Raw genomic sequence first — 22,491 nt, forward strand, 5'->3', positions numbered from 1 at the left:
CAGCCGGACGCGGACGAACTCCCTCAAGGGGCTTGACACGACATAGCAGCCTCGGGGGTGGCGGGCGCGGGAGCTGAGAGTGGCCCGGTCAGCAGGGCTCGTCGAGCATATTGGCCAGCGCGCGGTCCAGGTTCGTGAGGAACCCGGGCGTTTCCGCCTCGCGGCCGTAGGGGACGGCCTTCGCGGTCCGTCGGAGAAAGTCGCCGAGCGCCTGACCGGGCAGGCTGAACTCGGCGGTCCCGTGCGGGGAATGCAGGCGAAGGCACAGTGTGTGTGAAGGCAGGTCGGTGGGGCCGATCTGCACATTGCCCATTCCCGCGGGCCCGTTCAATCCGTCCCTCAGCAGTTCCCGCCCCAGAGTCCATGTCACTGGGGCATGGTCGCCGCCCAGGTCGAAGGTGACCTCGACGCAGTGGGGGGTGTCCGGTGAGTAGGACAGGCGGGCCAGGACACGCGCGGCTGCCGGGAAGTCGAGATGTACGTAGAACTGCGTTTCCATTCGGTGCTCCGTTGGGATGTTGACCCCGGCGGGCCGGTGCGTTGTCGCGCAGGTGTGAGGGGTCACGGTCTTGAGCAGCGCGCCACTCCAGGCCGGGCGCAGCCCCTTGTTCTGGGCGAGTCGGATGAGCCCCACGGGCCGAGGATCTTGTCCTCGTGGATCGTGCCCTCGTGCCCCCGCCCGGGTAGGCTGATGGAGCGGTGCCCCGGCTGCTTCTCTCAGCCGGGGCACCATGTCATATCGAAGGTTCACGCCCAGCTGGACGGTTCCCAATTGCCGGTCTGGCCATCGACACAGACGCACGGCTGCGCCCCGGAGGTACCAGGCTCGCACTCGTCGCTCTCCACGGTGGGGCAATCGTCGCCCTCGTGACAGGTGGGGCAGATCCATCCGGTGCCGCCGCAGCCATCGCGGTCGACAATGTCTGTGGCCATGTTGGTCCGGCAGGCGGCGGGGATCGGGCGGACGAGGACGGCTTCGGGTCTGCCGTCGAAGGTGAGGATCTTCTCGATGGTTGCGGCTGGATTCAACTTGCGGACAGCGGCAGTGGACATGGGCAGTTCTTCTGATCGGTCTGGATGGCGGAGTCTGCGACGGTGTGTCGGACTCACCAGCGGCTACGTGCGGGGGACGCGCTACTCGTTGCGGTAGGGGTACGAGGTGATGGAATCCCGCTCGATGCCGACGGTGTAGGGCGTCAGGCCCCTCAGGTCGATTGGCGCGGGCGCGGGGCCGGTGGCGGGCTAGAAGGACGGTTCGTCGTAGTCCCTCGGGTCGAGCCAAACCGTGTTCTTCTCCTGCGGCGGGAGGGCGCAACGTGAGCATTCGCCGTGGCTGGGCAGCCAACCGCATGTGTGTATGCCGACAGGTGGTTCGTCGTCGTGGTCGAGGGGGTCGGTGGGGTTGAAGTCGTCGGTGGGGTTGTGGTGGAGGGGGTGGCCGCCGGGAGTGGTGGGGCGGTAGGTGGGGTCCTGGGTGAGGAAGGTTCCGAAGAAGGTCGCACCGAGAGTCCAGACGGCGAGGCAGTGTTCGCGGGCGGCGGGGGTGATGGTCAGGGCGGAGGTGGCGTAGGTCCGGTCGCTGGTTGGGGTGGGGGCGTGGTCGATGAACGTGGTGACGGTGAGGTGAGGGGCGAGGGAGAGGGTGCCGGTGAGAGCGCCAGGGTGGGCGCATGCATAGGGCTGCCATTCCCAGCGGACTGCCTCCGGGTCGGAGGGCGGGGCGTCTTGCAGGGTGGTGTGGAGGCGGCCGAGAGTGTTGAGGGCTGTGTGCCAGCGGAGGCTGGGGGTGTGGGCCCGCACGGTGAACGCGCCGTTGGTGCGGTCGATGGTGATGGTGCCGGTGGTCGCTGATGGGCGGCGGGTGTGCTCCTGGAAGTGGAGGCCGGTGGTGTCGTGGGTGTCGTGGGCGCTGGTCACCATGGGCGGGTCGGTCAGGTGGAGGGTGGTACACAGGGCGTACCAGGTGGAGGTGGTGTGGAGGGCTTTGCGGAGGGTTTGACGGGTATCGAACACGGGTGAGTTCGCTCCTTGTGGAGTACCGTTGTGGGCGTAGGACGTGACGGCTGGTCGTGGCCACTGTCAGAGCCCGACCGGTTACCACAGCAACCCCGCAGGAGGGGGCGGCCGCTCGGCGACTCCTGGTCTCGCGTGGGTGGCGGAGCCGGGGCGCGGGAACGTGGGCGGCCCGCCCCCCTTTGGTGGTGCGGGGGCGGGCCGCCTGCGGTCAGGTGGGGGTGGTGTGGCGGGTCGGGTTCAGCGAGGGTGATCCCGGAGGGTGGGACGCTCCGGTTCGCTCGGTGGCGGCCCGGGATGCCCTACTGAGCGGTTTCGAGGCAGTCGCAGGCGCCGACGGCTTGCGCCTCGCAGGCGTGTTCACCGAGCGGGGTGCAGGTGTCGGCGTGGAGCCGGTAGGCATCGAGCAGGTCGTCGAGCGCGTACCACTCGCGGTTGCGGCCGTACCTGTCGAAGTGCCGGTCCCGTTGCTGCTTCAGCCACTCCTCAACCGTGTCACCGCGGGTCCTCTGGTGCGGGACCATCGGGGTCTCACTGTCGTCGAGACTGGTGTCCTTGCCAGCCGCGGCGAGACGTTCGGCCGGGGTCAGGCTTCGGGGCATCGGCGTCTCTGATCAGGTGTGATGCTGGAGGGGTGGGTCGCCCGCGCTCCCCGCGGGCGTCACGCTGCCGACTGGGCGGCTTGGCCGTCGTCGACGAACTCGGCCTTCATCGACGTCTGCGGGCTGCTGCACGAACGGCATGGCCGGTGGGGCGTGGTCTTCTCTTGACGTTACGCTGCGGGTCTGGTCTTGAGGTAGGCCAGCGCCGGCCCCGTACGGATGCGGGGCCGGGCAGGTGCAGGTGATGCCGGAGCGATTAGCGCGGCCCGGGACCGAAGGGCAGCTGCTCGTCCTGTACGGCGCTGGCGTGCGCGACGGCGACGGGCGCAGCAGCGGCGACCGGGGCGGGAGCCTCGTCCTGCAGCTTCTGGTTCCGGGCCTCGGCCTTGGTGACGCGCTCGGCCAGGCGAGCCTGGGTGGTGGCACGGGATTCCAGGAAGGAGATGTTCTGGATCTCGAGCTTGACCTCGAAGACCTCGGCACCGTTCTTGGTGTAGCGGTTCAGGCGGGGCTCATAGCTGAGGCCCACCAGGTCACCCTTGTGCACGTGGGCGAACGGCCCGGTGCCCTGCGTCTCGGCACGGACGAAGGCCTCGAAGGGCAGCGCGTCGGAGATGCGGTTGCCCTGACGGTCGGTGTAGCCGCGGTCGACGAAGGCGGTGAGCATGACCTTCTTGGAGCCGTCCTTGTTCTCGAAGACCTTCGGGTCGTTCGCCGCGCGGCCGATGACGGATGCGGTGCTGTTCGGGTTCGACATGGTGGATTCTCCTTGAATACAGCACAGCGCACGGTCGACGTCGTCGTCCGCGCGCAGTTGGGTGGGTTGAGCTGAGATGTTCAGTTGTCTGTCATGCCACCATCCGGATCAGCTTCGCTGATCAGATGATGTTCTCTTTCAATGCTTCTTCCGAATCAGCTGCGCTGACCGAATGTTTTGTCATTCCGGGTCCCGAATCGGCTTCGCCGATCAGACTCACGTTCTTCGCTGATTTACCGGCCACTCCCCCGACCCAGACCTCACGCTTGATGTTCCGATATCTCGGAGTTCGGCTTCCACCTGGCCTGCTCTGGCGGTTTCACCTCTCTTTTAGGCGAGCCGGTAGGAGTGTTCGAGATCCGCGATCTTGGCCCGGTGGAGCGTTGCGGTGGTGAACCAGAACACCAGGACCGTTGAGCAGATGATGAGAGCGTCTACGAGGAACGGCCCGAGGAACTCAGGGGCGGGAGTCCTCACAGCGTCACCTGCACTTCGTAGGCGTCGAGCGGTCGGGTCGCCCGGCGCGTTCACCCCACGGGCAAGGGCGGTTCGAATGCAGGTCTGTTCCCCAGGCGAGCCAAGGGGGCAGGCCGCACTCATCTGCTGGTGGGGTATGTCCGGGAATTCATTGCCCCGGGTCAGCCTCGTCGGCCGCTGGCCGTCGGCCTTCCTTGACTTCGGCGAGGAAATCGGCCGCCTCGGTGCGCATGGCGGCGCACTCGCCTGGGTCGTAGTCGATGACGTACTCGCGGTGCTCATGGTCGCACTGGGGATCCTCCACGGTGATGTCGTCGCAGGCGTCGCAGACACCGATCCGTACGATGACGTGGCAGGTGTGGACTCCCAGGGTGTCCATCTGCCATTGCACCTGGGCCCGGTAACCGACGGGGAACTGAGCGCTGCCGTCGGGTCCGAAGCCTTCCCCGGTCGGGCTTGTTTTGACCTCCAGCAGAGCGATGGGGATCCGCAGCTGGCCGTGCCAGTAGAGGACCCGGTCCGGGGCGGCTCGCTGCCACTTGCGGTCCATGTGCCGCCACATGCCGGTTTCGACGACGTCGTACTCCGGGTGCCGGTCCGCGAATTCTTGGGCGACGACCGGTTCCAGGCGCACGCCGCGTGCTGCCGCGCGGGGATTCTTCACGGGCGGGGGCGCGGTCGCCAGTCCGAGCTTGCGCTCCCACAGGCCGAGGCGGGTCTGGAACGGGGATAGGCCGAGGATGGCGGCGATCTCCCCTGCGGCCACGGACTCGTTCCGGTATTGCCGCCATTCAGGACTACCGGGCGTGACGAACCCGAGTAACACCCCAGTGGGGCTGTGCTGCGTTATGGACCGTTCCTGAGCCATCCACTTCTCCCTCTTCGGTCAGGTACGAGTGAGACACCAGGCTCTCTGGAGGGCGTCTTCCAGGGCTTTGCGTCGCTGCTCGTCTTCGCGAAGGATCTGCCCAACTTGTACACCCGCCGCTCCGACTGGCGAGCCATCCGCAATCCGGGCACAAGCGCAGCGGGCGAGAAGAGGCCGTCCGTTGTACACCGGTGATCGGTCGGCAGGTTGTTCGAGAGGTGAGGCACTCACCCCGTTCCTCTGGGGCCAGCGAACCCCTTTCAAGACATCAGGGTCCGGGGTTCAGCCAGGCCGGGCGTCTGGCGGGCGCGGCCTCCGAGGCGCGGCAGGTGGTGGAGTTTTGCCGGGGTCTTGCCGCGCCCACGGGCGGGGGTGCGGCAAGACCCCGGGCGGAGACACTCGAACGCTGTTCAGCGGTTGCGGCGTGAGTGTCCCTTGACGCTGTACATCGCGAGGTCAGCGGCTTTCAAAGCGTGGGTGAGAGCGCGGGCCGGGAGGTCGGCCACGTGGCAGGCGCCCACCGATGCGGCGAGCGGCACCGTCTGCTCGTCGTAGGACAGGGGCTGCTGCAACACGGCAGTCAGGGCGGGCAGACCCGAGGTGGCGTTAGGATCGGTGATAACGGCGACGAACTCGTCCCCACCGACACGCGCGGCGACTCCGGCCGTACCGCACCAAGCGGTCAGCCGCTCGGCAACCGCAACGAGCGCCGTGTCCCCAGCCTCGTGGCCGAACGTGTCGTTCAGCACCTTGAGGTCATCGAGGTCTAGCATCACCACCACCGCGTTGGGATGACGGCGGATGATCCGCCGGGCACGGACCTCCCACCAGTCACGGGTCAGCAGCTTCGTCAAAGGGTCGCGGCGAGCGAACCCCAGACGGTGCGTAAGAAAAGCTGCGTGCACCGCCCACCCGACGGCGAGCAGCACTGTGAGAACACGGGTATCCATCGGCAGTCTCCGGTGATCACGACAATAGGGATTCACCCGGCCGCAAAAGGGGGGCGCGGTGCGGTGTTGAGCTGCCGGTTGGTGCGGGTGCGGATGATGCGGAACATGACGTGCTCCTGGTTCAGAAGGTGATCTGTCCGATGGGGTGAGCGACTGCGGCGGCGCCGGCGTTGAGCTCGTAGCGGCAGGAAGACAACCGACCTCATGGGCTCCGGCACAGCGGTGGGATTCGAACCCACGAAGCGATCGCTCCCGTGGGCGAGGGGATGCCGATGCCTCTGCAGATCTACTCCCGGATCGACTGCGTCGATCCAGATCAGTCACTAACCAGAGTCTGCTCGCGATAGAGCTCGCCGATCCGGGCAACGGCTCCAGCTGGAGGTTCGTAGACCGGCGGCAGTTTGCTGATCGCGATGCCGAGGTCTCGGGCATTCGGCAACAGCGCGGGCCGCGGCATCGCTGCTCCGTCGGCAGTGCCCAGGTAGAGCTCGATCGCGCGCTCGATACGCCTGTTGCGGGTCAGCACTCTGCTGATGCCGTTGACCTCGTCGAGGTCAAGGTCGAAGGCCACTGCCCGGTTGAGTGCCCGGCGCATGCAGTGCTCGATGGTGCAGTGCGTGTTCAGATCGATGGTGGTGTCCTTGTACCCGAGCAGCACCGCGTCGAAGACGCCCTCGATGCTGTCCGGGAGCTGCCAGCCGGGGAGATGCCCTGAAGTGCCGTCCGTCTCGCGGTCGTCGGCGTCGAGCAGACGGTTCCAATCGTCGCGCCGGCGCTTCCACTCGTCCTTCCGGATCTCCTTCGATCGGTCAGCCTGGTTCTGGTAGTGGTAGTCGACGAAGAAGGGCCGGCCGTCGGCTTCGAGAGCCATGAGCGCGTCGGTGTACGCGCGGTTCCCGGCGAAGGGATACGCCAGCCGGCGCGTGCCGTAGTCGTCGTCGACCTCGCCGAAGATGATGCTGAAACGCAGCGGGTCGTGGAACGTCATACGGTCATCGAGCCCGGCCTGCTCGTCGAGCCAGAGCTTCCGGGCCCGGTAGACGGTGTAGTTGTGCAGGGGGCCGCCCATGTCGCGTTCGCGCACCTCGGTGTCATCGACGACGCGGGCGACGTTCTTGGCGATGACGGGCACAGCCAGCTTGCGGAAGACCTCACGCATGCGCTTGGAGATCACGCGGGTGAGTTCGAAGAGGTCGGGCGCGTGCGCGGTCAGCCGCAGCCCGTCATACAGCTTGGTGCTCATCGGGTTTTCCGTTCTCGGGATGCTCCTAGAGCTGTCAAGCAGCTGGAGCGAGGTCGTTTTGAGTGATGTGCGTGGCCGGTGTGCTGGTCAGGGCGCGGTGGACTTCGCGGGTGACGAGTCGCTTGAGGCAGCGCATGATGTCCTTCTTGGACAGCCCGGGCACCGTCGCGGTTGAGGCGGTGACGGTGGGTGCGGCCGGAGGAAGCCGGGATCGGCGCGACCCCGGCGAGGTGCGTGAACACCCCCTCGGACCACATGTGTTCGGGGTTGTCCCCGGCCGAGGCCAGCCGCTGGCCGGATGTCTCCGGGCCGACGCCGAACAGCTACAGCAGCGTGGGGGCCGCCTGCTTGACCAGCGGGCCGATCTCGGCGTCCAGGGCCTGGTGTCGGCGGGCGGTCCGCAGCGCCCTCCGCCGACGCCGACGTCGCGATGCGCCGGTGCCACGAGCAGATCGACGACGCTACTACCCGCGGCAGCGACCCCGACCTCGACGCCGAGGTGCGCGGCATCTTCGAGGCGAGCGGGCTCGGTCACACGCCGCCCGTCGAGGTCGAAGACCTGCGCGAGACAGGCGGCGCCCCGCGCAAGCAGATCGTCTTCGAGATCGTGCTCAAGTCCGGCGAGAACGGCATCGGGCCCGAGGCGATCCGCGACGTCATCGCCCGCCTGCACCCCACCGTCACGCCGCCGCACGCCGCCGCACGCCGCAACGATCGGCAGGTAGGTCGGCGCCGCCCCCGTACACCAACCCGATTACGGCCGGTACGCCCTGCGCCCCTCGAACGGAGGCAGCACCTCATGATCCGACGCCCCTCCTGCCTCACCTCCCGCCACATCGCGGCCGTCGCGATTCTCAACTTCGGCGACCTGATCCGCGTGTGCGCGCTGATCGCGATTCCCGTCGTCATCGCCGCATGGGCCGACCCCGTCAGCGCGTGGAAGATCGACGCGCCCGCCCCGGGGCTCGCCGTGATCGCGTTCGCGCTGCAGATCCTCGTCGACAACCTCGTGCGGCTACTCGCCGCCGCCGCAGTGGTCGCCGTCGTATGGGTGACCGCAGGCGGCAGACGTGGGGGCGCGCCGACGACATACGTCACGAACAACCGCGGGTTCCTGGCAGATTGGAAATCGCATAATGGGCCGCGCCGACAACCGTGGAACGCGACAATGCGGTCATGACTGCTTATCTGCTGTCGATCAACGGGGCATTCACGCGGCACGCGACGATCGACAAGGCCGGCGGGGCAGCCATCGCGGCGATTGACAGTCGCCTCGATCAGGCGACAAGCACATTCGTGCGCGATGCGAGGTACGTGAAGCGGGCGTTCGCCTCCGGAGACGTCAAGGCCGCTACGCGTGAACACGGAGAGTGGTACGGATCCCTGGGCAGTTCCGGCGATGCCGCGATGCATGTCCGAGTGATCGAGGACGTGAACGGGAAGCTCTGGGCGGAAGCAGCAGCAGAGGCAGCCACGATCGACGACATGGCCGAGCCGGACACGCACCGCGACACGCCGCTTGGACAGCACTTCGGCGGACTCAGTGAGGAGTCGGCTGACGCCGTGCGACGTGAGATGCAGCGCCGGGAAGACGCCGGGTTGCCCGCAGTACCTGAGATGCACTGGGAAGACTGACCGGCCGCCCCTGCGGGACCCGCTCGGCACCCCGCCTGGCAGGTCCCGCAGGGCGCCGCGGCACATCCCGAACAACCGTGGTTTCTGGCAGGCTTTCGCTCGCAGAATGGGAGCGCCGATGAACACCGGAGAGACACCGTGATCGAGCAGACCAGCCATCAGGACGACCGCGAGACGCGCGTACGGCGCCCCTTCGGCTATCGGCCGTACCTCGTGCCCAACGACGCGGGGCGCGTGCTCGGCGAGCTGACTGCCATGTACGCCGACGGCCAGTCGACATCGAAGGGATCGCGAAGGTTTTCAAAGCGTCTGACGACGCCGGCCGCACCTTGGAAGACGACGCCCTCGGCGTGCTCGACGCGCTGCGTGCCGAGGGCACCCTCGACGCCGCGGCGTACGAGCGGCTTCGGCGCGCCGTCGAGCGGGCAGGGGACGAGGCGGGCGTGTACGTCATGAGCACCAGCGAGCGGACAGACGAACCGGTCGGCGAGCGCGGGTTCGTCGAGAACTACACGTCACGCAAGGGGGACTGACCGGCGTGTCCCGGCTGACACCGGAACAGGCGGCCGACCGGCTCGGCATCGCCGACGAGTACGTCGACGTGTTCCCCCGGCCGGGGGCGACGGAAGCAGGCGGCCTCAGCTCTCCTCGCTGATCTCGATCAGGTGGGTGCGGATCGCGCCTATCGGGTCCGGCGCCTGCACCCTCAGGCACACCGGCTCGCCGGGCACGGGCGGGATCGGTTCGACGGTGAGGATGTCGCTGTACTGTGTGCCAGCCTTCTTGTTCAGCGCGGTATGGATCAGTGTGCGCAGTTCGATAGGGCTCATCAGCGCTCCCGGATCTGCGCGGTCTCGGCGACGGTCAGGAAGTACGCCGGAAGCGTGTCGGCCCCCGTCATCATCGCCCGGTACATTCGGTGGGTGCCGTCGATCAGGAGCTGGGCGGGCTTGCCGTCGAACTCCATGAGCCCGATGATGACGGGCGTGCCGAGGTCGGTCTGCATCGCGTGGTCGACGTTGAAGTGGGACTGGTCGGGTCCGAAGATCGGGCACCAGGGCTGGCCGTCGTGGTCGGGACGCAGCAGGTCCAGGTGGTAGGCGCTGACCCAGTCGGCGACGCTGGTTAGCTTGAACCCGCGCGGGGCCGCCTCGATAATGTCCCAGGCCTTGTCGATGTCGAAGACCCACGCGCCGTAGCGGAAGGTCTGGCGTTCGTTGGTCGCGGTCATGGTCAGTTCTCCTCGCGGTAGGTGTGGGCACGCCCTTCTGGAGGGCCGCGTACGCCTCGTCCCTGTAGCGGGCCCACTGGTCGGCGTGGAGTGTCCTCAGTAGCCCGTCGGCGGCTTCGTCCGCCTTCGCCCATAGGGCGTCGTCGCGGTGGTGTTCGTTACGCTCCTTGAGCGCCTGCCGGCGACGGGCCGTCATGAAGTACGTGGTCCGCGCCTGCGCACCGCCGAAGCAGTGACCCACCTCGGCCCACTCCCACGCCTGGTGACCGACGATGAGCCCGTCGATCTCCATCCGGTCCAGGAGGCGTTCGGTGGCCGGGTAGTCGATCACCTTGCGGTCCCAGGTGATGGCCTCGTGCCTGCGCTGGTCGGGCGACACCATGGCGTACAGGCGGGCCGCCGCGACCAGCAGGTGGGCGCGGGTGAGGGCGTGATGGCGGGCGGTGTCCAGGATGACCAGGAGCTGTTCCTTGGTCGGGACCGGCTTCTCTGCGGGGATGGGGCCGGGGTCGCCGTCGACCGGGTACCGGCGGGCGCGCCTCATCGCTTCACCCCGAAGGGCAGGTACTGCGAGCGCTGAGAGCGCATGTCGCCCACCACGGACCAGCGCTCATGCGGCCGGTGGGTGTCGGGGTTGGGCGGCGGGTTGTACGGCGGGTTGGGGTCGACGGTCGCCAGCACCCACACGTCCATGTAGGCGCCGGGGTCCACCCGGCCGTAGCGGACGGTGGGCCGGTCGGCACCGGGGGCATAGCTGGTGCCGTAGCCGTAGGTGATCCGCCCGGCGAGTTCGTTGCGCAGGGCCATCGGCTCGGTGAAGTGCTCCAGTGGCTGGCCCGGCTTACCCAGCTCCGGAAAGAACTGCGCGAAGTAGTTCGCGTAGACCATCCCCGCCGGGGACGTGGACTGCCCGGTGGCTGTGTTCCACCAGCCGCTGCCCGGCCGCGACACCCAGTGCAGGTCGTGTGAGTAGGGGCCGTTGTCGCAGCGCTCGCGCGTGAAGGGGTGCGTCACGCGGCACCCGTCCAGCGCGCGGCGCGTCACCAGGAGGTTCACCGGTCGGCCTCGTCTCGGGCGCGGCCCTCGCCCTGGGCGGCGCGGAGCTCGGCGAGGCTGATCAGGTTGCCGTTCACTTGAAGATCTCCTCTTTCTCGTCGTTTGTTGGCGGAAGCGATCAAGTGGCAGTACGCGTCGCCGCAGTTCTCGCAGGAGTCGCAGTGGTTCTTGCAGTGGTGGCTGCTGCCCTGGAGGGCCTCGGCGAACGCGGCGCGAACCTGCTCGGGGAAGCGCGGGTCGGCGGAGTGCTCGTACATCGAGCAGGCCCAGGCATGGTCTTCACCGGACCGGCCGCCGTCGATGGTGTGGTGATGGATGTTGTGCCGCAGCAGTGCGTCGGTCCGGATGCCGTCGATGAAGGTGGCGGTGTCGGGGTTGCCGTCGGAGTCGACGTAGGTGATGACGTCGATCCGCGGACGCCGCATGTAGGTTTCCGGCTTCTCGGCCATCGCCTCGACGGCACGGAAGATCGGTGGGTACATGACGCGGGCCGGGGCGCCGCCGCAGTTGGAGCAGTTCGCGACGATCTCCACGCTGTCCCCGTGGGTGCCGACGCCGGTCAGGGCCAACTTGTGGGGCTCGTACTTCTTGGTGCGGACGTCGAAGTACAGCGGGATGCGGACCTCGATCGTGCCGTCACAGGTGTAGAGCTGGCCGTGGCCGTCGCGGAGCTGCCGCCCGCAATCCATCTTCTCGTAGCCGGACATCGTTTTCTCCTCTGACATGAAAAGGGCCGACAGTCCCGGAATCGGGGCCATCGGCCAGTGAATCGTTACGCCAAAAAGGCGAGGTAAAAGGTGCGCCTATAAGCATCGCCCAGCCGGCCTATACCAGGCCCTTCTCCTTGAGCACGGCCTGGGCGAGCTGCATCGCCACGGCCGGGTCGTCCCAGGATCCGGGCAGCCCCTCCTCGCCGGACCGCGTCGAGATCAGCAGCGCGAGAGACACAGCGTCGGGCTTGCAGTTGATCGCGCGGAAGGCGGCCATCGGCGCGGCCTTCTCACACAGCGCCTTCACGTGCTTGTCGTCGATCTCGTCGAGACCGCGGTAGATCTTCTCGACGAACACGGAGTCGAGCACGGACACGATGCCGCCGATGTGCTCCCAGCCGCCCGGGATCGCGGCCTGGAGCAGGGCATCGACTCCTGCGAGGCAGCCGTCCCGAAGGCCGTCCAGCGTGTACTCCTGAATCTCGGGAACATCGCTGCACTCGTCGGGCTTGTCGAAGACCGACGTCCTGTAGCTGTTGTCCTGTATGACGTAGATGCGCCAGTCACCCAGCTTGGGCTGCTGCTCGCTCCCTTCCGGCATAGCAAAAGCGGCCCGCCGAACGGTGAGCCGCTGAGTTGTTGTGGCGTCCTTGGGTCTACTGTTCTTCGTGACAGAGCCCGTTGTCGATCAGGTACGTCTTGTCGGCAGTGAGCTGCCGGATCTTCTCGATATAGCTGGAGCTGGTCCTGGCCCGTGCTGCGGCTGCGTCCGTGATGATCCTCATTGAGGACTGCCATTCTTCTGCGCTTCCTTCTGCCTGGTGCGCCTGCTGTAGTCGTCCGATCAGGCGGTAGGACCGCACGAGATCCTGGGCCAAGTCGCTCGGTGCGGGAAGCAGCATGTGGTGGAGGCTGCCCCACGGCGTGGTGAGCAGCGCGGTCGCGCTGACAACGGCGATCTTCATTGGTCAGGGGCTCCTCTTGAAGATGAAGACGCGCCCGTTCCCCTGGACGAAGGCCTCGTCCTCCCTGAGCACGTAGCCAGGTGCTCCTCCACGTCGCTCACCGGTGCCCCTCCTGCTCGATGATCGCTGCCAGCGTCAGCTCGGCCCACTGCTTCTTGACGTTCTCCACTCCGAGCTTGGAGTTCGGGTAGCCCTCGTGCGGGTTCGGCACGTTCTCGCGGATCGTCATTCTGCCGATACGCGAGCCGTCGCTGAGGCTGAACCGGTGGCCGTCGAACTCGGTGTACTCGCACGCCTCGGTCGACTCGCAGTTGCAGACGCTCGTGATGCTGTCGGCGAAGATGTTGTTGCCCTTGAGGCTCTCTCCGAAGTACTTCACGGCCAGGGAGCGACGGACCTCGCCGAACACGTCCAGTGACATGTTGTGCTCGTCGGCGTACTTCTCCAGCAGGACCACGTCCGTCTTGCGCTCCGCGGTCTCGTCCTGCCCCAGGCCGCCACGCGGGTCCCGGTAGTGCCAGACCACTTCAACCGTTCGAGCCAGGCTCACTTCTCCGCTTCCTTCCAGTAGATTCGCAGGATCTTGCCGGTGCTCATGCCGGTGCACGTGATGATGTGAACGGTCTCTTCGTTCGGACCCTCGACGTTGAAGGTACGGCGAAAGTAGCCGTCGTAGGTGTCCTCGACGCAGGAGTTCCGGAACTGCCTCTCGGTGATGACGTGAGGGTAGCCGCCCTCCGAATACGGCTTGGCCATGAAGATCCGGCCGGCCGAAGCGAACCCCGGAATCGGCGTCCAGGTCTTGTCCCACGCTTGCCACGCCTGGTGGACGGGCTCGGCGTTCTCGTTGAGGCGGATACGGATCAGCGGGAACCCGGGCCAGCGCAGCCCGTCCACCCCGTGCTCGACCACGCACTCGTCGCACCAGGGGTAGCCGCCCGCGTAGACGTGGGAGGGGACGACCAGATCGCCGCCGCACTTCGTGCAGTGGGCGTACTTCCCTGGCCGCACCGCCTGACCCTTGGACTTCGCGATGCGCCGCAGTTCTACGGCGCGGTCGCGGAAATTTTTGGCGTGCCTCATGGCGGACTGCCATCCGCCGGTCGGATTACTTGTCAGGCGGCAGTTTCGTGCGGCTATAAGTCGCTCTCGCGCATACGCGATACACAGGTTCGCACGCTGCGCCTCGTTGTACCCCAATTCCCCTCCTCTATTGAATTCGAATACCTGCGTGCCCCGTTCCGGGGTCGAACCGGAACCGCACCCACGTTCACGGTGCGTACGGGGTACCACCGTCAGTCGCGAGGATGTACTGCGGCCACTCGTGGTCGTAGAGGAACTGCCCGGCTCATTCCTTGGATTGGAATCCGGGGTTGCGGGAAACGCTGTCGCCTCTGTTCGGCCGGGCCACCCACGTTGCGGTGCCGTCCGCGAGCCGGTGTTCCCACACGTATCCGTGGACCTCGTCGTGGTCGGCGACGCCGACGACGAGGAAACCGGACGTGTAGCTGTTGGCGGCGTCGATGAACTCGATGTTCTCAGTGAGCATCACGCCTCCGCGCTGGGGTAGATGCGGTTCTGGTGAATGCGGAGGCCGACCGGCCCCCAGACACCCGCGAGTTCCTGCACCGACTCGGAGGACACCAGCCGCTGCGGTGTCCACCCGATCACGTCGCGGAACGTTCCCTCCACACTCCACAGGCGCACGTAGTGCTCGCCGCGCGTCCACGTCGCGAACGGGCGGGAGCCCGACTCGTTCACCAGGTTGTGGAACTGGAAGGACACCGTCCGGGTGCCGCTGCCCTCGGTGTTGTCGATCACCTCGACCTGCGGGCAAAGCCGCTGCTTGAGCCAGTGATCGCTGTAGGCCAGGGCCTGCTCCCGGATCTCGCCGGTCAACGCGCTGCCAGCTAGCGTCAGCGTGTAGGCGCACGGGAGCGGCCGGTGAACCGAAAGCCGGGAAGGTCCATGAACTGCCTGTGCACGATGCCCTCGTACACCCAGTGCTGCTTGTCGCCCCGATAGGACCCCAAGATCTCGATGCGCACCTTCTCGCCGCAGGGCCTGGCCCGAAGGCCGGGCTGGGGGCGACAGGTGCCGCATAGGGGAGGACGGCATCCGCTGCTCATCGACCGGCGGGCTTTCAGATCTCCCGGCCCTCGCAAAGTCCGTCCACCACTCCGAGGATCTGAAGGTGCTTGGCGAGGTTGAACGCCTCGTCGGCCACGCGCTCCAGCTCCTCGCGGATTCCGCGCGGGTTGTCCCCCTCCCGCTTGAGCTGCTTCCATGCCTCGATCGCCGATCGCAGGGCATCGGCCTTGCCCTTGAGGATGTTGCGACTCTCCTCGGAGATCACCCGGTCACCGGCGACCGCGAGAGCCGTCATCTGCGGTGATCGGTCTGCATCCCGGGCTTGGCGTGCCAGGCGTCCGGGAGTCAGCCGCCCTCGCGGGCCGCCTGGTCGATCGCACCGAAGTGCTCCAGGAATCCGCTCTGAACCGGCGTCAGCTTCACGCCTCGGCCTTGAGTGGTGCGGAGCGCTGCCAGCATGCCGGTCAGCACGTTGTGCGATCCGTTGGCGTCGTACGGCTCGGAGACTGCGGGCATGGGTGTTTTCCCTCTCATGTCGTGGGCTTGGCCTCACGGAACTTGATCTGACCCTTGACCTGGACCTCGTGGCCTTGCGGCGCATCGGCCGGCACGTGGGTGCCGCAGGTGGTGCAGGTGAACGTGTGCTTCTCCCAGGGCTGTTCGCAGTAGAAGCAGGGGTCGTTGTCGTACTGCGGCGTGGGCATCAGCACGATGCGCTGCGGGTTGCCCTCGGCGTGCACGGTGGCGTAGTCATGCGGGAACATCGCGGCGGCCTGGCGGACGTTGTCCTCCGTGATGAACTCCGGGTGCGACAGGCCCCACTCGCGCAACTTCCTGGCGATCTCTCGGGCCAGGGCCTGCGGCAGCTCGTAGTTGTCACGCACCCACCGGGTCAGACCGGCCTCGGTCGGGGGCTTCTCCCCGAGCTTCAGCCACTTGCCGCACTTGTTATCGGTGCAGCACTCGTCGGCGATGACGCCGGGCTCTCCGTCCGGCAGCCCGGTCAGCTCGGTCTGGCACTGCTGCTCCGTGATCGGCATCGGGAAGTCGCCGGAGTCGTAGGAGTGCTGGTTGTCGATGTCGATGCCGAGGTTCTGGGCCGCACGCCGGATGGCGTCCTCGTGTGGCTTGCCCCTCTGCACTGTGATGCCGCTTGCTCGCATTGCCTTGACTGTGCAACTCGGGCACAAATTCTCGGCCGCGTAGCTGTAACCGACGATTCCGCCAATCATGCTTCCGCCCCCAGCCATCCGTTCATCCGCCGCCCCAGGCTGACCACCAGGGCGTCCGGGGCAACGTGGCCCACCTCGTACAGGCTCAGGCGAGTCTCCAGGATGCGAGTTCTCCACCGGCCGGACAGATCCTCGAATGTGGCACCGACAATTTCGCCGGGCAGTGCGAACTCACCGCCCACCAGGCAGGCTTCGGAGCCATCCCGCGTGAACTCACGCAGCGCCACCAGGGTCTCTCCGCCATAGCGAACGACATACCGGTGCGCTGTGCGCTCGTGGCTCAGAAGTGCGGCCGGAAGCGGGATGCGCAGCAGCGCCGACTCGATCGTGCGAGTCACGAACGCGGCTGTGAGTTCCATGGCGGGGAGTTCAGGCACCAGGCGTGCCAAGTCCTGCACGTTCACGTCCATGGAGCGCAGGACGAATTCCGATGGGAAGCCCTGGTTGGGCGTGGTCATGTGAGGTGTCCTCTCGCTCATACGTCAGCCCTTCTGGGAGTCGGTCGCGAAGGCGTTCCACCGGCCCTGGAACTGGCCGTGCCCGTCGGGGATGCTGGTCTTCAGAGACCGTGCTTCTCGTGGTCGTAGGGCTCGTCCGGCCGGAGGACCGCGTTGCGCACGATGGGTGTGGACCCGTCAGTCTCCGGGCGCGGCACGGCCGGTGCCGGCGTCCGGGTCTGGGTGCTGATCTCACGGGCGATCCAGAGGATGCAGTCGACGATGGCCAGCACGATGAAGAGGAGCGCCAGGCTCTGTAATGGCGTCAGGGGGTACATGGGGAAGGTCCTCTCGGTGAGTGGCGCGTGGAGCCGCCGACTCGCAGAGTTCGGCGAGGGTGTGGCCACAGGAGAGGTAGGTGACCTCGTACAGCGGGCCCTGGCCCCAGCCCGGGTCCCAGTCCTCGGGCGGCAGGGCGGGTTCGACGGTGCATGTGACGATGTCGCGGGGCAGGCCCGGCTCGCTGGTCTCGTCGTAGGAGCAGAAGGGGCACCACTCCAGCTCGGGCAACTGCGCGGCGACGCCGAGCAGTTCGGGCGCGGTGCCTGTACGGGCTATCTCGGCCGACGCGCCGTCGGTCAGGAGGATGATCGGTGCGGCGATGACGGTCATGGGGTCCTCTGCTCGGTCGTGGTGGGATTTACGCAGGGCCGGACAGCGCACAGCGCAAAAAGACGGGTTTTCAAAGTTGAGTAGTTCGGGGGTGTCCGCGGACTCAGCGGGTGGTGACACAGCGTGTCCGTAGTTGTTGGTTCTCGGCGTTGCGGAAGCCTTGCATTTTGAGTTCCCGGTCACTCCGGGTGATGTGTACCGGTCGGGGGGCGGGACGGATTCCGCGGTTCTTGTGATGCAGGTTCTTCCACCGCCGCCAACGCCAGCCGCATGTCGTCCGCGGTTACCTCGGCGGCTCACACGTCCGCTGCACTTTCGAATAGAACCCTTTGATCCAGGGCAGTTTGTTAGCGCGGCGCTTCGAACCGCAGCGTCAGTGTGGACGCTCGACCGCCGGTGTACGCATGGTCAGCCTTGTACTTGGTGATGGCGGTACCCTCGATGGTGAAATCGTCACCTGCCAGCGGCCATGTGTACCGGCTCGGCGCTGCCTTGGTCGGATTCATCCTCACTTCGGATACACTGACTTCAGCAACGCTCAGTTGCCCCCGGAACTCGTTGGCCTCGTGACTGGTCCAGTGCACGGTCCAGCCCGATTGGACAAGCGCGATCAGTTCCTGGAGCCTTTCCATGTTTCCGGGGAAGATAACGTTTGCACCAGAGACCCTGGCGGATGTCTCTTTGACTCCCGGCTCAGCAAACAGCGGGCGATAGGACACACGACGATCCGGAAATTCCACCCCAGGCGGAATCTGATCGGCGTTCGGCCCCGGTTCGGCATCCCCGAACGGAACCAGAATCGGGGGAGCCGAGACACGCTCCACCTCGTAGTGGCCAGCATGCTTGTGGCCATTGCTGTAGCGGACCCTGGCAAACCCATACACGGTCTCACCCTTCACATAGACTCGTACACGGAGACCCGTGAGAGGTCGCTTTTCGGTTGACACAACAGTTCCCCTTTCCAAATCCTTCCGGTTCATCACCCCGTTCGGGGATCGAACGGTGTCGCAGATACCGATGGATTTCAGCCGCAAGCCAGCTCTGTGGCCCGCGACCAACTGCCCATACGGAAGCGGATGGTGGTGGCCGGCGGGACATCACCCTTCAGATCCGCAGGTATAGTGCGCCAGGCCTCATAGGCCGCTAGCGTCGTGGATCCCGTCTCCCTCAGGCACTGCCGGATCGCGGCAATGAGCTGCTCCTGGGTCCACTTCGTCGTCGCAGTCTGGAGCTGCTGGGGCTGTTCGGTCACGGCGAGACCCGCGAGCTCCAACGCACGGTTCCAGCTGCCGAAGCGGCGCTCGTAAAGCCGAGCTGATGGATCGGTACCCCTGCGGCGCTGCTCGAAGGTGCGACGTCCCAGGGTGTCCTCTCCCTGCGCCAGGTGGATGAGCACGTGCAGGAGCTGCTGGTCGGTGTAGACGACCGGCCCGGCCTTCATGGGCGCAGGGACGTGCACAGCAGACAGAGTCATGGTCGGTCCTACCTCTCGTTCTGAAAGCCGGATGCACGTCAGAGCGTCTGCACTTGCACCAGCTGCCGGTCGCGGGCGATGGACGCGAACACCTCGTTGAAGGTCCTGGGGAACTCGCCGTCGAAGTCGATCGGGTGCCAGGCCTTCTGGTCATCGCTCACGCGCAGCGTGAGCGTCGCCGGATCGGCGTCGGTGGTGGCGGGCAGGAGCAAGAGCAATCATGGCGAGCGGTCCTTCACGGGATGAGATGAGAAGCCCACGAACAGCCGCCCGGCAGGGGGCCACCCGCAGCCGACACGCGCACGACGTGTCGCAGAGCCCTCCGGATCAACTCCGTTGATCCCCAAGCGCCAGACAGACCCGCAGGCACCCTGCGCGCCCGAGCCCCACTCGGCGCGCCCTCTGCACCCCCTTACCTCGCGGCATTCTGACTCATCGCAGACTGCCACTCGATAAGCATTCGAATAAGATACCCTCGAAGGCCAGTCGATTCAATCGGACTGGTCGGCGACAGGAGAGGCGAGGTGAGAAGCAATGAAGACGTGGAGGACGAGGAAGGCTGCGCCCGCGGCCGCAGCGCTCGCTGTGGTCGCGGGCGTTCTGCTCGCCGGATGCTCCAGTGGCGATGGCAGCACAACCCAGGCGCCGTCTGCGCCGAATCCGACCGTGAGCACCGTCAAGGTCACCGATATGGCCCTCGGCGAGGCGCTGGACAAGCTCGTCCTCGAGGACACTGAGAGTTCCAGCAAGGACGGCGGGGCCTGCTTGGCCGCCGCCGTGCGGAAGGCCGGCATGTCGGAACAGGCGCTGGCCTATCTGGTCAAGACCGGCAGCGACGACACCGGTTCGGTCATTGACGGCCTGGACGAGGTGAGCAAAGACGACGCTGCGCTTTTGGCCTCCCGGTCGCTGCGCGAGGACTTCGACGTGTGCGTCGACAAGGCTGTACTTCCGAACGGCAGCAGCCCCGAGACTCAGAGCTACGTGCCGCCGAAGGCAGCCGCGAAGCCTGTAGCTGCCAAGCTGAACCTGAAGCCGGTCTATCCGGTCCGCGGGGATCAGCCGGTCAACTCGTCCATCGAGCTCACCAAAGGCCTGGTCTCGATGTTCTCCTCCTATGCCCGGGACGAGGGCCAGAAGAAGGCCTACGCGACGGCCGGCCAGTGCATGTCGACCCTGGTGTACAACGCCGGCTTCAGCCAGGAGGCGCTGCACTTCTTCGCCGGCGGCGCACCCCTCGGAGCCGGATCGATCGTCGAGCATCTGCCGAACGACAAGGACAAGGCGATTTGGCAATCGCCGAGGTTCACCCAGGGGCTTATCGACTGCACGACGAATGCAACGTCGACTCCCGCGCCTGGTTCCTGAGCGGAAGCCCGACACGACCACCGGGTGTGGCGGTGGCTGGAGACAGCTACCGGCGGCCAGCGGGGATGCGGTCCTCGGGTCGGTACACACGGATGGGGTCAGTGATCGTCCGCCATGCCGGTCTGCGTCCCTCGCGGGCCCGGGTCACGGTCATGACAGCGTCCGTCGGGGCAATCGAGCCGGACATGTACAGCTCGCCGGCGAGGTACCGCAGGGCGTCTCGCCGGCCCCCGGGAAGAACGGGCCGGCCGCGGTCGTACTCGGCACGCCACGCCCGCCACGCCTCGGTGGGAACGTCCACGCTCCAATGCATCCGGGCCACGATCCGGCCATCGACGATCCGGGCCGGCCCGGTGTGCACCGAGTAGAACCACATCTCACATTCCTCGACGCCCGGGATGGACTCCCACACGCACGACAGGTATGCGGTGAACTCCCACGGTGCGCGGTCCGGTTCGTATCCGGTGGCGTTGATCCATGAGTCCAGACCGACAGACCAGTGGGTGAACAGCCGACATCTCACGGGTACTCCTTTGGACAGGGCCGTTCCGTCATGTGCCCAATATGGGCGCACGACGACAAAAGACCTGGTGTGACATTGCACCAGGCCTTTTGTCTTCTCGCCGCCGCACCACGGTGGATGTGGGCCGCAGCGGATGGCCCCGCCCGAGGGGAAGGGAATCTAGTAGGGCCACCCACTGCGGTGATGCGCCGTCAGAGGGGGACTGACTGGGCGCGGCTGTGACTCTACTGGCATTCGAACCGAAACACAAAGAGCCCAGATGGCTTATATGGCCGCATTGGTAAGATGGCTTTATAGATCAGTTGAACAAGCCGAGGAGAGGTCGCGCATGACCGTCACACAGGAGTTGGAGAAGACGACGCAGCCCGTGCGCGGCACGAAGAAGAAGCCGCCGGGTGCGACGCAGAGCAGCAGTAGTGGCCGCCAGGGCATGTTTGTCCGGCTGGATCCGGACGACAAGCAGCGCGCGGAGTACTGGGCTGGCAAGCGCGGGTTCTCCTCGGTGAACGAGTACGTGGCCGAGGCGGTGGTCGAGAAGATCCGGCGTGAGAACCTCGACTACGACCTGCCGACCCTGGAGATCGCGCGACTCAACGAGCTTGTCGACCAGCTCGCGACGCTGGCGAAGAATTCGGCGAACCTCGAACGCGTCGTCACCACAGGCTTCGACTCCCTCATCGGGCTCACCCGCGGCGACAGCAACTACCTGCTCGACGAGGACAGTGAGCTCGGATGAGCCGGGACTTCGCCGAGCTGCTGGAAGCGGCCACACCCACCGCCGAGGTGATGGAGGTGGACACGTCCTTCCTCGATGCCTACCGGCGCGGCGGGAGCGAGGAGCTGAGGCGCGTCCAGGCCCAGGCGGCACAGCCTGAGCCTGAGGTGGCAACACCCGAGCGGGAGACGCAGCTTGATGAGGCCGGCGACGTCGACTCTCAACCCGAGGTTGGAAGTCTGCAGGCTGATCTCGATGAGGACGCAGAAGAGGACCGCCTGGACCTGGAGCCGGACTACGAGCCCGACGCCGGCGACTCCGAGCGGTCCGGCGGATCCAACCAGCGTAGTGGTGACGGCGGTGGACAGGGAGGAACTACCGGGGTGCTCCCGGGCGGTGCGCCGGCGGGCCCTGCAGCCGATACTGTTCCGGCTCCCGGGGCACAGCCGGACGTCGAGGACGCCGCTACAGCCGAAGTCGCCGCTCATGACGTCGCCGCCGCACCGGATGAACCCGAGCACGTAACGCCCGGCTCGCTGCAGCTCACCGACCATCAGGACGCCGTGCAGAGCGCGGCATCGAAGGGTGGATCGGGCAGTACAGCCGAGACCGCCACGCTCCCCCAGTCGGGCTTCCGGCTCGCCGGCGTGCAGAGCCAGCCGCACATCAAGGCGCTGCCCGAGAGCATCATGAACGCACTGCGGGAGCAGCTGCGAGCCGCCGCAGTCCGTGAGCTGGGCGTGAGCGACAGCACTGCTCGGGAGTTCAGCCAGCGGCTGAGCCAGGGCACGCTGGTGACGGCGTTCCTGCTGGCGCAGCTCGACCTGCATCTTGATGCCGATCCTGCCACCGAGCGCGCCGTCGAGCTGTTCCGCTCCCGCGACCCGCTGCTGGGCAGCGTGGTGGCACGCCTGGCGAACATCGAGGCCGCTGAACGCGAGCGGGACGGGTTGCTGCACAAGCTGCGCGACGAGTTGGGCGAGGTGCGCCAGACCAGCGCGGTGGTCGAGCAGGCGCTGGCGTACTCCATCGCCGACCGTACGGAGAACTTCCTGCGGGGCTCGCACAACCTCCACGACGCGCCGATCACGCACAAGGAGGCGATCTACCTCCGGGACAAGGCCCGGGAGGCGACCAGGAAGCAGCTGACGCTTGAACGCGAGCGGGAAGGACGGCCGATTCGATGACCACGACAAGCAAGGAGAAGCTCTTAACCCGCCCGGCAGCGCTGCAAGACGTGCGGCCAGGGCCTGGGCCTCCGCGCCCAGGATCCGGTGTACCTCGGCCGTACTGCACTCCGCGGTGTGCGGACCAGTAGCCCTCCGGGCGTGCCCCAGGCCTCCATCGGCTCCACGCTGTAGGGCAGCTTCTTGAACAGAGACGCAAGGTCGGCGCGCACCGCGTGGAGGTCGCGCTGCGCGTTGAGGAGATCGTCGGGATAGTCGTACTTCGCCTTTGCCGCGTCGGGATAT

At 66.6% G+C, this 22,491-nt stretch carries 37 protein-coding genes; 7 read left to right on the forward strand and 30 right to left on the reverse strand.

What is annotated here, in order from left to right:
* Positions 1-88 precede the first annotated feature (88 nt).
* From JK364_RS24185 to JK364_RS58110, 10 genes are all read right to left on the reverse strand, one after another.
* Positions 89-634 carry an SsgA family sporulation/cell division regulator gene (locus JK364_RS24185; RefSeq protein WP_201853261.1) on the reverse strand — a complete coding sequence of 182 codons (546 nt, stop codon included), beginning with the start codon at positions 632-634 and terminating at the stop codon, positions 89-91.
* A gap of 113 nt (positions 635-747) precedes the next feature.
* On the reverse strand, positions 748-1,053 hold the full coding sequence (locus JK364_RS24190; RefSeq protein WP_201853262.1) for a hypothetical protein: 306 nt from the start codon (positions 1,051-1,053) through the stop codon (positions 748-750).
* A 189-nt stretch (positions 1,054-1,242) separates the two neighbouring features.
* Positions 1,243-2,013 carry a hypothetical protein gene (locus JK364_RS57085; protein WP_201853263.1) on the reverse strand — a complete coding sequence of 257 codons (771 nt, stop codon included), beginning with the start codon at positions 2,011-2,013 and terminating at the stop codon, positions 1,243-1,245.
* Positions 2,014-2,315: 302 nt separating this feature from the next.
* Positions 2,316-2,615, reverse strand: coding sequence for a hypothetical protein (locus JK364_RS24200; protein WP_201853264.1), 300 nt, complete (start codon positions 2,613-2,615; stop codon positions 2,316-2,318).
* 256 nt (positions 2,616-2,871) lie between these two features.
* Positions 2,872-3,372, reverse strand: coding sequence for a single-stranded DNA-binding protein (locus JK364_RS24205; protein WP_201853265.1), 501 nt, complete (start codon positions 3,370-3,372; stop codon positions 2,872-2,874).
* Between the two features lie 330 nt (positions 3,373-3,702).
* Positions 3,703-3,849: a hypothetical protein gene (locus tag JK364_RS24210; RefSeq protein WP_201853266.1), complete on the reverse strand. Its 147-nt coding sequence runs from the start codon at positions 3,847-3,849 to the stop codon at positions 3,703-3,705.
* A gap of 148 nt (positions 3,850-3,997) precedes the next feature.
* A complete protein-coding gene (locus JK364_RS24215; protein WP_230992396.1) occupies positions 3,998-4,717 on the reverse strand; it encodes a lambda-exonuclease family protein in 720 nt (239 codons plus the stop codon).
* Between the two features lie 410 nt (positions 4,718-5,127).
* On the reverse strand, positions 5,128-5,667 hold the full coding sequence (locus tag JK364_RS24220) for a GGDEF domain-containing protein (RefSeq protein ID WP_201853268.1): 540 nt from the start codon (positions 5,665-5,667) through the stop codon (positions 5,128-5,130).
* Between the two features lie 316 nt (positions 5,668-5,983).
* The gene (locus tag JK364_RS24225) at positions 5,984-6,910 is read right to left on the reverse strand and encodes a hypothetical protein (protein ID WP_201853269.1); all 927 of its coding nucleotides are present in this window, start codon (positions 6,908-6,910) and stop codon (positions 5,984-5,986) included.
* A complete protein-coding gene (locus tag JK364_RS58110) occupies positions 6,907-7,233 on the reverse strand; it encodes a transposase (protein WP_201853320.1) in 327 nt (108 codons plus the stop codon). Before JK364_RS58110 ends, JK364_RS24225 begins: the two co-directional genes overlap by 4 nt.
* Before the next feature lie 107 nt (positions 7,234-7,340).
* Here JK364_RS58110 and JK364_RS24235 point away from each other — a divergent pair, with 107 nt between their 5' ends.
* The 3 genes from JK364_RS24235 to JK364_RS24245 all read left to right on the forward strand — a co-directional run bounded on the left by JK364_RS24235 (position 7,341) and on the right by JK364_RS24245 (position 9,078).
* Positions 7,341-8,090 carry a hypothetical protein gene (locus JK364_RS24235; RefSeq protein WP_201853270.1) on the forward strand — a complete coding sequence of 250 codons (750 nt, stop codon included), beginning with the start codon at positions 7,341-7,343 and terminating at the stop codon, positions 8,088-8,090.
* Entirely contained in the window at positions 8,087-8,545 is a 459-nt protein-coding gene (locus JK364_RS24240; protein WP_201853271.1) for a hypothetical protein, read from the forward strand. The genes JK364_RS24235 and JK364_RS24240 overlap by 4 nt, the downstream gene beginning before the upstream one ends.
* A 329-nt stretch (positions 8,546-8,874) precedes the next feature.
* Complete coding sequence (locus tag JK364_RS24245; RefSeq protein ID WP_201853272.1) at positions 8,875-9,078, forward strand: hypothetical protein; 204 nt, start codon at positions 8,875-8,877, stop codon at positions 9,076-9,078.
* Positions 9,079-9,183: 105 nt separating this feature from the next.
* Here the strand turns inward: JK364_RS24245 and JK364_RS24250 are convergent, their stop codons facing one another.
* The gene (locus tag JK364_RS24250) at positions 9,184-9,375 is read right to left on the reverse strand and encodes a hypothetical protein (protein WP_201853273.1); all 192 of its coding nucleotides are present in this window, start codon (positions 9,373-9,375) and stop codon (positions 9,184-9,186) included.
* Positions 9,375-9,776: a hypothetical protein gene (locus JK364_RS24255; RefSeq protein WP_201853274.1), complete on the reverse strand. Its 402-nt coding sequence runs from the start codon at positions 9,774-9,776 to the stop codon at positions 9,375-9,377. Before JK364_RS24255 ends, JK364_RS24250 begins: the two co-directional genes overlap by 1 nt.
* A gap of 262 nt (positions 9,777-10,038) precedes the next feature.
* Between JK364_RS24255 and JK364_RS55485 the strand changes: the two genes are divergently transcribed.
* Positions 10,039-10,356, forward strand: coding sequence for a hypothetical protein (locus tag JK364_RS55485; protein ID WP_230992397.1), 318 nt, complete (start codon positions 10,039-10,041; stop codon positions 10,354-10,356).
* Here JK364_RS55485 and JK364_RS24260 read toward each other — a convergent pair.
* The 16 genes from JK364_RS24260 to JK364_RS24335 form a co-directional block, all read right to left on the reverse strand.
* Positions 10,317-10,790 (reverse strand): hypothetical protein, encoded by a 474-nt coding sequence (locus JK364_RS24260; protein ID WP_201853275.1) that lies wholly within the window; start codon positions 10,788-10,790, stop codon positions 10,317-10,319. The genes JK364_RS55485 and JK364_RS24260 overlap by 40 nt on opposite strands.
* Before the next feature lie 38 nt (positions 10,791-10,828).
* The gene (locus tag JK364_RS24265; protein WP_201853276.1) at positions 10,829-11,539 is read right to left on the reverse strand and encodes a hypothetical protein; all 711 of its coding nucleotides are present in this window, start codon (positions 11,537-11,539) and stop codon (positions 10,829-10,831) included.
* 118 nt (positions 11,540-11,657) lie between these two features.
* On the reverse strand, positions 11,658-12,143 hold the full coding sequence (locus tag JK364_RS24270) for a hypothetical protein (protein ID WP_201853277.1): 486 nt from the start codon (positions 12,141-12,143) through the stop codon (positions 11,658-11,660).
* 55 nt (positions 12,144-12,198) lie between these two features.
* Entirely contained in the window at positions 12,199-12,507 is a 309-nt protein-coding gene (locus JK364_RS24275; RefSeq protein ID WP_201853278.1) for a hypothetical protein, read from the reverse strand.
* A gap of 97 nt (positions 12,508-12,604) precedes the next feature.
* Positions 12,605-13,057 carry a hypothetical protein gene (locus JK364_RS24280; RefSeq protein ID WP_201853279.1) on the reverse strand — a complete coding sequence of 151 codons (453 nt, stop codon included), beginning with the start codon at positions 13,055-13,057 and terminating at the stop codon, positions 12,605-12,607.
* Positions 13,054-13,590, reverse strand: a complete 537-nt coding sequence (locus JK364_RS24285) for a hypothetical protein (RefSeq protein ID WP_201853280.1) — start codon at positions 13,588-13,590, stop codon at positions 13,054-13,056. Before JK364_RS24285 ends, JK364_RS24280 begins: the two co-directional genes overlap by 4 nt.
* Positions 13,591-13,855: 265 nt before the next feature.
* On the reverse strand, positions 13,856-14,056 hold the full coding sequence (locus JK364_RS24290) for a hypothetical protein (protein WP_201853281.1): 201 nt from the start codon (positions 14,054-14,056) through the stop codon (positions 13,856-13,858).
* Positions 14,056-14,406, reverse strand: coding sequence for a hypothetical protein (locus tag JK364_RS24295; RefSeq protein ID WP_201853282.1), 351 nt, complete (start codon positions 14,404-14,406; stop codon positions 14,056-14,058). Before JK364_RS24295 ends, JK364_RS24290 begins: the two co-directional genes overlap by 1 nt.
* Before the next feature lie 244 nt (positions 14,407-14,650).
* Positions 14,651-14,893, reverse strand: a complete 243-nt coding sequence (locus JK364_RS24300) for a hypothetical protein (protein WP_201853283.1) — start codon at positions 14,891-14,893, stop codon at positions 14,651-14,653.
* 50 nt (positions 14,894-14,943) lie between these two features.
* A complete protein-coding gene (locus JK364_RS24305; RefSeq protein WP_201853284.1) occupies positions 14,944-15,114 on the reverse strand; it encodes a hypothetical protein in 171 nt (56 codons plus the stop codon).
* Between the two features lie 14 nt (positions 15,115-15,128).
* Positions 15,129-15,761 (reverse strand): hypothetical protein, encoded by a 633-nt coding sequence (locus JK364_RS24310; protein WP_201853285.1) that lies wholly within the window; start codon positions 15,759-15,761, stop codon positions 15,129-15,131.
* A 65-nt stretch (positions 15,762-15,826) separates the two neighbouring features.
* Positions 15,827-16,288, reverse strand: a complete 462-nt coding sequence (locus tag JK364_RS24315) for a hypothetical protein (protein ID WP_201853286.1) — start codon at positions 16,286-16,288, stop codon at positions 15,827-15,829.
* 231 nt (positions 16,289-16,519) lie between these two features.
* A complete protein-coding gene (locus JK364_RS24320; protein WP_201853287.1) occupies positions 16,520-16,939 on the reverse strand; it encodes a hypothetical protein in 420 nt (139 codons plus the stop codon).
* A 347-nt stretch (positions 16,940-17,286) separates the two neighbouring features.
* Positions 17,287-17,838, reverse strand: a complete 552-nt coding sequence (locus JK364_RS24325; RefSeq protein WP_201853288.1) for a hypothetical protein — start codon at positions 17,836-17,838, stop codon at positions 17,287-17,289.
* A 125-nt stretch (positions 17,839-17,963) separates the two neighbouring features.
* Entirely contained in the window at positions 17,964-18,380 is a 417-nt protein-coding gene (locus tag JK364_RS24330; protein WP_201853289.1) for a homing endonuclease associated repeat-containing protein, read from the reverse strand.
* A 71-nt stretch (positions 18,381-18,451) separates the two neighbouring features.
* Complete coding sequence (locus JK364_RS24335; protein WP_201853290.1) at positions 18,452-18,631, reverse strand: hypothetical protein; 180 nt, start codon at positions 18,629-18,631, stop codon at positions 18,452-18,454.
* A gap of 448 nt (positions 18,632-19,079) precedes the next feature.
* Between JK364_RS24335 and JK364_RS24340 the strand changes: the two genes are divergently transcribed.
* Complete coding sequence (locus JK364_RS24340) at positions 19,080-19,781, forward strand: hypothetical protein (protein WP_307841373.1); 702 nt, start codon at positions 19,080-19,082, stop codon at positions 19,779-19,781.
* Between the two features lie 46 nt (positions 19,782-19,827).
* Here the strand turns inward: JK364_RS24340 and JK364_RS24345 are convergent, their stop codons facing one another.
* The gene (locus JK364_RS24345) at positions 19,828-20,304 is read right to left on the reverse strand and encodes a hypothetical protein (RefSeq protein ID WP_201853292.1); all 477 of its coding nucleotides are present in this window, start codon (positions 20,302-20,304) and stop codon (positions 19,828-19,830) included.
* 328 nt (positions 20,305-20,632) lie between these two features.
* Between JK364_RS24345 and JK364_RS24350 the strand changes: the two genes are divergently transcribed.
* Positions 20,633-21,040 (forward strand): hypothetical protein, encoded by a 408-nt coding sequence (locus tag JK364_RS24350; RefSeq protein ID WP_201853293.1) that lies wholly within the window; start codon positions 20,633-20,635, stop codon positions 21,038-21,040.
* A complete protein-coding gene (locus JK364_RS24355) occupies positions 21,037-22,206 on the forward strand; it encodes a hypothetical protein (protein ID WP_201853294.1) in 1,170 nt (389 codons plus the stop codon). The genes JK364_RS24350 and JK364_RS24355 overlap by 4 nt, the downstream gene beginning before the upstream one ends.
* Before the next feature lie 23 nt (positions 22,207-22,229).
* Here JK364_RS24355 and JK364_RS55490 read toward each other — a convergent pair.
* On the reverse strand, positions 22,230-22,491 hold a 262-nt coding region (locus JK364_RS55490; protein ID WP_504941836.1), incomplete at its 5' end, for a DUF8825 domain-containing protein.

The organism is Streptomyces endocoffeicus, from assembly GCF_016741935.1.
Taxonomy (GTDB): domain Bacteria; phylum Actinomycetota; class Actinomycetes; order Streptomycetales; family Streptomycetaceae; genus Streptomyces; species Streptomyces endocoffeicus.

Coding starts and splice junctions, on each gene's coding strand:
- JK364_RS24300 (WP_201853283.1), bottom strand. CDS start 14,893: ATGACGGCTCTCGCGGTCGCCGGTGACCGGGTGATCTCCGAGGAGAGT.
- JK364_RS24190 (WP_201853262.1), bottom strand. CDS start 1,053: ATGTCCACTGCCGCTGTCCGCAAGTTGAATCCAGCCGCAACCATCGAG.
- JK364_RS24265 (WP_201853276.1), bottom strand. CDS start 11,539: ATGTCCGGCTACGAGAAGATGGATTGCGGGCGGCAGCTCCGCGACGGC.
- JK364_RS24200 (WP_201853264.1), bottom strand. CDS start 2,615: ATGCCCCGAAGCCTGACCCCGGCCGAACGTCTCGCCGCGGCTGGCAAG.
- JK364_RS24250 (WP_201853273.1), bottom strand. CDS start 9,375: ATGAGCCCTATCGAACTGCGCACACTGATCCATACCGCGCTGAACAAG.
- JK364_RS24320 (WP_201853287.1), bottom strand. CDS start 16,939: ATGACCGTCATCGCCGCACCGATCATCCTCCTGACCGACGGCGCGTCG.
- JK364_RS24275 (WP_201853278.1), bottom strand. CDS start 12,507: ATGAAGATCGCCGTTGTCAGCGCGACCGCGCTGCTCACCACGCCGTGG.
- JK364_RS24315 (WP_201853286.1), bottom strand. CDS start 16,288: ATGACCACGCCCAACCAGGGCTTCCCATCGGAATTCGTCCTGCGCTCC.
- JK364_RS24310 (WP_201853285.1), bottom strand. CDS start 15,761: ATGCGAGCAAGCGGCATCACAGTGCAGAGGGGCAAGCCACACGAGGAC.
- JK364_RS24240 (WP_201853271.1), top strand. CDS start 8,087: ATGACTGCTTATCTGCTGTCGATCAACGGGGCATTCACGCGGCACGCG.
- JK364_RS24220 (WP_201853268.1), bottom strand. CDS start 5,667: ATGGATACCCGTGTTCTCACAGTGCTGCTCGCCGTCGGGTGGGCGGTG.
- JK364_RS24255 (WP_201853274.1), bottom strand. CDS start 9,776: ATGACCGCGACCAACGAACGCCAGACCTTCCGCTACGGCGCGTGGGTC.
- JK364_RS24270 (WP_201853277.1), bottom strand. CDS start 12,143: ATGCCGGAAGGGAGCGAGCAGCAGCCCAAGCTGGGTGACTGGCGCATC.
- JK364_RS24330 (WP_201853289.1), bottom strand. CDS start 18,380: ATGAAGGCCGGGCCGGTCGTCTACACCGACCAGCAGCTCCTGCACGTG.
- JK364_RS24305 (WP_201853284.1), bottom strand. CDS start 15,114: ATGCCCGCAGTCTCCGAGCCGTACGACGCCAACGGATCGCACAACGTG.
- JK364_RS24355 (WP_201853294.1), top strand. CDS start 21,037: ATGAGCCGGGACTTCGCCGAGCTGCTGGAAGCGGCCACACCCACCGCC.
- JK364_RS24235 (WP_201853270.1), top strand. CDS start 7,341: ATGCGCCGGTGCCACGAGCAGATCGACGACGCTACTACCCGCGGCAGC.
- JK364_RS24205 (WP_201853265.1), bottom strand. CDS start 3,372: ATGTCGAACCCGAACAGCACCGCATCCGTCATCGGCCGCGCGGCGAAC.
- JK364_RS24225 (WP_201853269.1), bottom strand. CDS start 6,910: ATGAGCACCAAGCTGTATGACGGGCTGCGGCTGACCGCGCACGCGCCC.
- JK364_RS24350 (WP_201853293.1), top strand. CDS start 20,633: ATGACCGTCACACAGGAGTTGGAGAAGACGACGCAGCCCGTGCGCGGC.
- JK364_RS24215 (WP_230992396.1), bottom strand. CDS start 4,717: ATGGCTCAGGAACGGTCCATAACGCAGCACAGCCCCACTGGGGTGTTA.
- JK364_RS24290 (WP_201853281.1), bottom strand. CDS start 14,056: ATGCTCACTGAGAACATCGAGTTCATCGACGCCGCCAACAGCTACACG.
- JK364_RS24285 (WP_201853280.1), bottom strand. CDS start 13,590: ATGAGGCACGCCAAAAATTTCCGCGACCGCGCCGTAGAACTGCGGCGC.